Here is a 7,973-nt window from a genome sequence, read left to right on the forward strand (position 1 = left end):
CTACCTCCAGCGATTGCGCGATATCTGCACCAAGCATGGCATAATCCTGATCTTCGACGAAGTGATCACTGCCTATGGCCGCGTCGGCGGAGCGACCGCGAGCGGGACCTGGGGCGTGACACCCGATATCATCACCATGGCCAAAGGCCTGACCAATGCCGCTGTGCCAATGGGGGCTGTCGCGGTCAGCAGGTCAATCCATGACGATGTCGTCAACAATGCAGCAGATGGAATAGAGCTCTTCCACGGCTATACTTATTCGGGCCACCCGGTTGCCTGCGCGGCGGGGTTGGCGACGCTCGATCTTTACGCGCAAGAAGGTCTGTTCAACAAAGGTGACGAACTGGGCACCTATTGGGCCAACGCCGCGCACAGCCTTCGTGGCAAACCGCACATCATCGACATCCGCACCATCGGACTGGTGGCAGGCATCGAACTCGAACCCCGCCCGGGAGCGCCGACAAAGCGCGCCACCGAGTTATTCCACGCCTGCTTCGACAACGGCCTATTGGTGCGTGCCACCGGCGATATCATCGCCCTCAGCCCGCCGCTGATCCTCGACAAATCGCATATTGATGAGATGTTTGGGAAGATCGGGGAGTTGTTGGCGGGGATAGACTAGCGCCGCCCGAAAAGGCGCCGGAAGAATCCCGGCTTTTCATCCTCGGCATCAATCAGCACGCGCTGGCGCAAGCTGCTGCCTGAAAATTCCTCGGGGATTTCTTCCATATTGCGTTTGATGGTCACGGCCAATTTGGCTGTCTTCGTCAGTTCAACCACCGCCGCCGATTTTGCCATATAAACCGAGCTGATCTCGGGCTTCATATTGTGCATGCCGACAAGCACCGGCACATTTTTGCGCAAGCCAAATCCTTCGACCAGCGCCTTTACGGCCTGGTGGTAACGAACGGCGCGCAGCATCGAGGCAAGGCGAAATTCGACGTAGAGTAATGGCGCTGTGTCGGCGGCAAGCCCGTTCTTTTCATCCAATATGTGCATCTGGTCACGGAAATAATATTGGCGTTTGTGGTGCAGCAGTGCGGTGTTCAACTGGCTGAGGCCGTTAATCTCCAGATAGGCCTCCATATCCTCACCCTGCCCCCACCAGCTTTCATCCTCTATAAGGCTGGCGGCGAGGATTTCGTCTCGCGACATTTCCGAAAAGGCCAGATGCTCGTCGCTGTAAAACATCACTTCGATCATCGGATGGTGTGTGACGCTCTTGTCTTCGAACACCAGATCAGGCTCGTTCGAAATCATGATGTGTACGGCGGTGATCGGCTCACCTTCATATTGCGCGATGGAATCGCCCAACTCTTCCCAACCCGCGATGTAGACCGCGTCTTCGCTCAGATCGCGGCATAATTGACCGAGTGGTGTATCGAGGCTGGCGAGGTCTTCCTCAAGAATTGCCGAGGCGGCGTCCAGATCGCCGGCCTGCACCATCGACTCGATGCGTTGGAAATAGGCATTTTCGACCGTTTCATCGGCCCACGCCTTTTGCAAATGATGTTCCATCGGCCCCCGCCTCGAGCAATATCCAAGGCCTCACGGGTTAGCCTGCAAAGCTTTTTATATTGTAAATTATCCCAGCAAGCGCGGCGGAACCGTGCGATTGACGACTTCGCGCAGGGCAAAGGCCGTCTCTATGCGGGCTACTCTGGGCAGTCGCGCAATTTCCTGCCGGTGCACCCGTTCGTAATCCTCGATCGAAGCAGCACGAACGGTCAGGTGGTAGTCGTTGCGTCCGCTCATAAGATGGCAGCGCAGAATCGAAGGGCTCTCAACCACCGCACTTTCAAACGCCTCCATCGCCTCCTCACTTTGACTGTCGAGTGTGATGGTCACCATCACCGTCGCACCCATACCCAATCTGCGCAGATTTACATCGGCACGATAGCCGCGCAATATCCCCGCATCTTCCAACGCCTTTTGTCGTCTTGACGCCGCACTGGGCGAAAGGCCTGCCGCTTCCCCTAGATCCTGCTGCGTCGCGCGACCATTGGCGACAAGCGCGCCGAGGATTTTACGGTCTATCTTGTCGATATGCATGTTTTGAGCGCCTTTTACTATATGAAGACATATTTGTGCATAATTTCTACAAAACTGTCCAGACTTTGCGCACCACATACACTCCTTGCGTGGTAAAAGCGGCACAACACCGCTTTTATGCAGGAGAGAGTTTATGCGCGTTGGCGTTCCCACCGAAATAAAGGTTCATGAATATCGCGTCGGCCTGACGCCGTCCGCGGTGCGCGAATATGTTGCGCGCGGTCATCAGGTGATGGTGCAGTCCGGCGCCGGCGCCGGAATCATGGCGACCGACGAGGCATATAAGAAAGCTGGCGCGAAGATCGTGAAGACCGCCGAAGAAATCTTCGCCAAGGCCGATATGGTGGTCAAGGTGAAGGAACCGCAGCCTAGCGAGTGGGTCCAGCTGCGCGAGGGCCAGATCCTCTTCACCTATCTGCATCTCGCTCCGGATCCCAAACAGGCAAAGGGCCTCATCAAGTCCAAATGCACCGCCATCGCCTATGAAACCGTGACCGACGCACGCGGCACGCTACCGCTCCTCGCACCTATGAGCGAAGTGGCGGGACGCCTTGCCATTGAGGCTGCGGGCGAAGCAATGCGTCGTTCGGAAGGTGGCGCCGGCATCCTCCTTGGCGGTGTTCCCGGTGTTCCGGCTGGCCGCGTTTGTGTGATCGGTGGCGGCGTCGTTGGCACCCATGCGGCGCGCATGGCAGTCGGGTTGGGCGCAGATGTGACCGTGGTCGACCGTTCGATCCCGCGGCTGCGTGAAATTGACGAACTGTTCCATGGTCGTGTCCGCACCCGCTATTCGACGCTCGACACTATCGACCATGAAATCAGCATTGCCGATGCCGTTATCGGCGCGGTCCTGATACCGGGTGCAGCGGCGCCTAAGCTGGTCACGCGCAAAATGCTGAAGCATATGAAGCCGGGGTCGGTGCTGGTCGACGTAGCAATTGATCAGGGCGGCTGCTTCGAAACCTCAAAGCCTACTACCCACGCCGAGCCAACCTATGTCGTCGACGGCATCATCCACTATTGCGTCGCCAACATGCCGGGTGCGGTGCCGCAGACCAGCGCCGCTGCTCTCAACAACGCCACCTTGCCCTATGGCCTTGCTCTGGCGGACAAGGGACTCGAGGCATTGCACGCCCACAGCGAAATCGGTCGCGGGCTTCTTGCCGGCCTCAATGTTCACAAGGGCAAAGTGACCAGTAAGGCGGTAGCCGAAAGCCTTAACCTGAAGTTTGTCGACCCCGAGGTTGCACTGGCTGAATGATTGCGCCATCCTCCCTCTTGAGGACAAAAGAGGGAGGACCACATGGCCAAAAAGGCAATAATTGCGGCCGCGGCGATTGCTGTTGCGGCATCAGGTGCGCAGGCACAGAGTGATCGCAAGCAGCTGGATGCAGCCGAGAGCGATCCGGCCAGGCTGGGCTGGATTCAGGGCACACCTCCGCCTGCGGACAAGCAGATCAAGTTTGACGACGGCAGCTATTTCCGCTTCCCGCAGTTGCGCTGGAGCTTTTCCAACTGGCGGCAGTTCTTCCCGACCCTGCCACTTCATCGTGGTGACGCCTCGGCCCATGCTTTTTCCCGTGCCGAACGTGATGATATCGACGCGCTGACCTTTACACCGCTGGGCAGCGACAAGCCGATGAGCTGGAAGGAGGCCCTGGCTGCCAACTACACCGATGCCATCATCGTGCTGCACAAGGGCAAGATTGTTTACGAACGCTATATGGGCGTGACCAATCCCGCTTCGCAGCACATCGCCTTTTCTGTCACCAAATCCTATATCGGCACGCTCGCAGCCAGCCTCGCTGCAGAGGGCAAACTCGATCCTGACAAGCTGGTTACCGATTATGTTCCCGAACTTGCGGATAGCGGCTTCGCAGGCGCAACCGTTCGCCAGGTTATGGATATGACGACCGGCATCGCATTTGACGAAACCTACACCAATGCTGACGCGGACATCATCAGGCACGCCCGTGCCGGTCGCGCTGCGCCGCGACGGGCCGATTATAATGGCCCTGACGGCTTCCTCGCTTTCCTGCCCACCATTGGCAAGCAGGGCGAACATGGAGAGCGCTTCACCTATCGCACCGCCAACAGCGACGCGCTCGGCTGGATCATTACCCGCGCCACCGGCACTCCGGTTCGCGAACAACTTGAACAGCGTTTCTGGTCAAAGCTTGGCATGGAGCAGGATGCCGCGCTTGTGGTCGACGCGCAGGGAACGCCCTTTGCAGGCGGCGGGCTGATGCTTTCGCTGCGCGATATGGCCCGCTTTGGGGAAATGATGCGGCAGGGCGGGAAATGGAATGGCAAGCAGGTCGTGCCCGCAGCGGCCATTGCCGACATCACCAAGGGTGGCGGCAAGGTGGAGTTTGCCAAGAATGGAGCCTATCCTACTTTGCCCGGCTGGTCCTATCGCAACCAATGGTGGGTCAGTCATAATGATCATGGCGCCTATATGGCGCGTGGCATCCACGGTCAGGCGATCTATATCGACCCCAAGGCCGAAATGGTGATCGCCCGCTTCGCGTCACATCCTGTGGCTGGCAATGTCGCGATCGATCCAACGTCGATCCCGGCATATAAGGCCTTGGGACGTCTGCTGGCGGAACAGCCGAAGCGTTAGCGGATCACACCAATCGCATCTGGCGTCGGCATATTGTCGTCGGGGGACGGGATAGGCCCTCCCCCCATCCAGACCGCGAGGTTGGGCGAGGTCTTTTCAACGACCGACGGAAATTTGATCAGTAGCCATGCGGCATCTGCCATCACGCGTGGTCCAGGATAGATTGCCTTGAATTCGGCCATCGTCATGCGACCGGTTTTGAAGCTCCATCCGCTGCCCGTCCCCGGAACAGACGCCCGGGTTCGACTGTCGTAGACGGTCGAGACCATCTTCTGCATATCCTGGACCATCCACATCGAACCGTCAAAATAAGCACCCGAACCGGGCGCTTCGCTTTCAAACACGATCAGGTCCCATTTGCCGAGCTCGCCTGCAGACAGCTTCATTGCCTTTTCGAGTTGTGCCGTGCCTACCTTGCCTGCTTTGAAGTCGCGGACATAAACCGAATTGTAGAAACCTACCGCTGTGGAGATGCCGTCAGGTTGGCCATGCACAGCAGCGCTGGTTACGACAGCGTCATCCGCTTGTTTCGAAGCCCATTGGACATTTTGCGCGAAAGCGCTGTGCGGTCCCAGCAAAGCCAACGCCGCAAAAAACATTACCTGATTCGACCGCATACACCCTCCTGCTTGCTCAATCAGGGGGCTTTGGCGCAAAAGGTTATGCGCTGCGCTACCCATTTGGATAGCAGCGAGAATTCTAGATGTGAGTATAAAATGGTGGCAGGGCTTTTACCGAACTGATAGATTAAATTATTGAATTACAATCTTTTTTGTCTGATCTAAATTTCAGTTCCCCAACATTTACCCCCACACCAAGGGTGTGTTGGAATAAACTATGGTTCGATTAATCAAAAGATTTTTCGCGCTGATCTTTCGACAAGCTTTTGTGATTCGAACTGCCTACTTTCACACAACTACCCAAAGAATTCAGCATTCGATATTTTTTGCGATTCCGTTCAGAATGACTCGCGCAGGCCGCCAAGAGTGACTCGGTGCAATAGATGCTGCCCGTCTGATCCCGACAAAGTTTCGGTCGTTGAGGCTCGATCAGCGATCACCTGATTGCTGTCGATTGCTAAGCCGTTTAATGTGACCCATGCCGAATGAACTAAGGGAACTAAACATGTTATATGCAGGCGCTTCATGAAGCCTTCCGTTACGGAAGCGTCTGTCGATGCAATGATAGAACGGCTGATCCTGTCTGATGGCAGTGCTGCGTGCCTGTTTCTTCAGACCTCCGTGCCCCAAGCATCCGCATTCTCAGTTGATAAGGTCACGGTCGCAAGACAGGTCCGGCACGCAAACGCAAACGGGACAGCCGATTTAGTGGTGTACTACTGGTCGCAGTCATCCTGCGTTGCGATGCTGCTGGTTGAGAACAAGATCGACGCCGGCTTCACACCCGACCAACCGGCACGCTACGCCGTGAGCCGCGATGCGCACCTTGCCGCTGGAGCTGCCTCTTTCGTTGCGACGCTCTTGGTCGCACCGTCCATCTACCTCTCCGGCTCCAAGCTCGCCGTCGGATTTGATGCCGTCCTGCCTTACGAAAGCCTGCTTGCAAAAGTGACGGGCGATGATCGCGAGCTGGTCGAGATGGCTATCGAGCGCGCCGCAAGCCCTTACGAGCCAGTACCGGTTCAAGCCGTCATGGACTTCTTCACCGGCTACGCTCAGCTTGTAAAGCAGGCCGCACCTGACCTGATTCTTAAGCGCAATCCGAATAGCGCCGATGCGCGCCCCAAGGACTCCCGCACGATCTATTTTGATGCAAAGCGAAGCGGGTTCACGAGCTATGATTTCCTGCTGAAGAAGGGACGGCCAGCAGGCCTTCGTGTTTCCCATCAATGCTGGGACGCCGCAGCGCCTAAGCTCATTTCAGCTGCCTACGATCAATCGGTCGAGGGAATCAAGAGAACTCCCTTGGCGCGCGACGAACCGTATAGGAATAGTCAAGGATTTTTCATCGTAGATGCAGTGAGGCGCAGGGGGCGGGATATCTGGTGGTAACGGACTGTCAGTGCCCGATTTTGTTCCCCGTCCACCACTTTTTGCTCCCGGCGTTTCCGGAACAACCTCCTTTTCGACAAAGAAGATATCGTCCGCAAAGCCGACGAGCTGTTCCTGGTTCTCGGTACCCGACAACAGCGCTATAAACGAGCTTCCGAAGCGTTGAACTGCATGCCGCTGCCAAGACTCTGAGGGCGCATAAGTGCCAGGTGCGCGCCTCAAAGTCGAGTTTTTCCATTCGGTATGACCCGGATCTTCGGCATATTTCATATACTCGGACAGCTCATTGCCATCGTCATCGTTGAATATATCCAGAATCAAGACGTCATAAGGCTGGGATGCCCGGCACTTCTCTTTTTCGATAAGGATGTTGCCACGGAATGCCTTGTAGATTGGTTTGATTTCACTTCCGCTGCCCTTTGCAAACAGGTCGGCGTAACCGACAACCTTCTTGCCGTTTGCGAGCAGTATCGGAATTGCAAGGCGAGCTGAAACGACCTCACCTGCCGCATAGGCTTCCTGCATTTTCTTCAGGTTCGCATCGCTGAATGAATCAGAAGTCAGGCCCGCGTCATTTGTAAACTCAAAATCTGGCCGAGGATAAAAAAACTCGTCCTTGCTCGCCAACCTCGTCGCTTCAAGTGAGACCTCTATTGTCGCCCGCAGATCGTCCGCGTAGCGGTTAGCGTCAACAAGCGAGAGGATGTTAGCCTTCTGGATAACCTGAGAGGTGCCGGTTCCCAGATCATTGATCTCAACTACGAGATTCTCCTTTATTATCGGGAAAAAGAAATTCTCGATGATGGCGTGCATCAATTCATTTTCTGTGATTTCATTGCGAACGTCTGGAATAAATACCTAAAGGCCATTTTCCAGATTTCTTCTAAGTTGCGCATGCTTGCGAAAACGCGAGAGAGAATCTGTGTCGTCGGGGTCGACAAAAGGATAAATCACATTAGCGTCGTCGCTTTGCCGTTTTACCCGCTTCCCGAACCGGGCATAGCCTAGGTACTCTTTTTGACCATATTTGTGTGGCGGCAAAATCGAATAGCCAATCAGTAGTTCCTCTCCGTCAGCCCGTCGCGTTAGCGCAAGGAAAGCATTGGAATCTGAAGCGCCGGAAAGCGTACTCTTTCCAACACCGTGACTACCCCCGCTGCCTTTTCGCTTGTTGGATCGCCCCTCTTCCCACCAGAAGCTGTAGAGGCTGTCGTGCGGCTCCTGTTCCTTGTCTATTGGTCCGAGCAGACCTTTGGTATTGAAGTCCTCAATCAGAAGAAATC

8 protein-coding genes are annotated in these 7,973 nt (G+C 55.9%); 3 read left to right on the plus strand and 5 right to left on the minus strand.

Annotation, left to right across the window (positions count from 1 at the left end; genetic code table 11):
• A partial coding sequence (locus Q0239_RS04425; RefSeq protein ID WP_298599024.1) for an aminotransferase class III-fold pyridoxal phosphate-dependent enzyme occupies positions 1 to 622 on the plus strand: 622 nt, incomplete at its 5' end.
• On the opposite strand, the gene Q0239_RS04430 is transcribed toward Q0239_RS04425, so the two are convergent.
• Together Q0239_RS04430 and Q0239_RS04435 are read right to left on the minus strand one after the other, a co-directional pair.
• Complete coding sequence (locus Q0239_RS04430) at positions 619 to 1,518, minus strand: hypothetical protein (RefSeq protein WP_298599027.1); 900 nt, start codon at positions 1,516 to 1,518, stop codon at positions 619 to 621. The genes Q0239_RS04425 and Q0239_RS04430 overlap by 4 nt on opposite strands.
• 66 nt (positions 1,519 to 1,584) lie before the next feature.
• Positions 1,585 to 2,052, minus strand: coding sequence for an Lrp/AsnC family transcriptional regulator (locus tag Q0239_RS04435; protein WP_298599029.1), 468 nt, complete (start codon positions 2,050 to 2,052; stop codon positions 1,585 to 1,587).
• Between the two features lie 133 nt (positions 2,053 to 2,185).
• Here Q0239_RS04435 and ald point away from each other — a divergent pair, with 133 nt between their 5' ends.
• On the plus strand, positions 2,186 to 3,313 hold the full coding sequence (ald, locus tag Q0239_RS04440) for an alanine dehydrogenase (protein ID WP_298599032.1): 1,128 nt from the start codon (positions 2,186 to 2,188) through the stop codon (positions 3,311 to 3,313).
• Positions 3,314 to 3,355: 42 nt separating this feature from the next.
• A complete protein-coding gene (locus tag Q0239_RS04445) occupies positions 3,356 to 4,678 on the plus strand; it encodes a serine hydrolase (RefSeq protein ID WP_298599035.1) in 1,323 nt (440 codons plus the stop codon).
• On the opposite strand, the gene Q0239_RS04450 is transcribed toward Q0239_RS04445, so the two are convergent.
• The 3 genes from Q0239_RS04450 to Q0239_RS04460 form a co-directional block, all read right to left on the minus strand.
• The gene (locus tag Q0239_RS04450) at positions 4,675 to 5,295 is read right to left on the minus strand and encodes a hypothetical protein (protein WP_298599037.1); all 621 of its coding nucleotides are present in this window, start codon (positions 5,293 to 5,295) and stop codon (positions 4,675 to 4,677) included. The genes Q0239_RS04445 and Q0239_RS04450 overlap by 4 nt on opposite strands.
• A gap of 1,263 nt (positions 5,296 to 6,558) precedes the next feature.
• Positions 6,559 to 7,503: a hypothetical protein gene (locus Q0239_RS04455; protein WP_298599040.1), complete on the minus strand. Its 945-nt coding sequence runs from the start codon at positions 7,501 to 7,503 to the stop codon at positions 6,559 to 6,561.
• Between the two features lie 45 nt (positions 7,504 to 7,548).
• The coding region (locus tag Q0239_RS04460) for a hypothetical protein (RefSeq protein ID WP_298599043.1) at positions 7,549 to 7,973 on the minus strand (425 nt) is incomplete at its 5' end.

It is taken from the genome of uncultured Sphingorhabdus sp., assembly GCF_937872355.1.
Taxonomy (GTDB): domain Bacteria; phylum Pseudomonadota; class Alphaproteobacteria; order Sphingomonadales; family Sphingomonadaceae; genus Sphingorhabdus_B.

Bases quoted from the DNA above. Each gene is read 5' to 3' on its own strand.
- Q0239_RS04430 (WP_298599027.1), bottom strand. From the start codon at position 1,518: ATGGAACATCATTTGCAAAAGGCGTGGGCCGATGAAACGGTCGAAAAT.
- Q0239_RS04435 (WP_298599029.1), bottom strand. From the start codon at position 2,052: ATGCATATCGACAAGATAGACCGTAAAATCCTCGGCGCGCTTGTCGCC.
- ald (WP_298599032.1), top strand. From the start codon at position 2,186: ATGCGCGTTGGCGTTCCCACCGAAATAAAGGTTCATGAATATCGCGTC.
- Q0239_RS04445 (WP_298599035.1), top strand. From the start codon at position 3,356: ATGGCCAAAAAGGCAATAATTGCGGCCGCGGCGATTGCTGTTGCGGCA.
- Q0239_RS04450 (WP_298599037.1), bottom strand. From the start codon at position 5,295: ATGCGGTCGAATCAGGTAATGTTTTTTGCGGCGTTGGCTTTGCTGGGA.
- Q0239_RS04455 (WP_298599040.1), bottom strand. From the start codon at position 7,503: ATGCACGCCATCATCGAGAATTTCTTTTTCCCGATAATAAAGGAGAAT.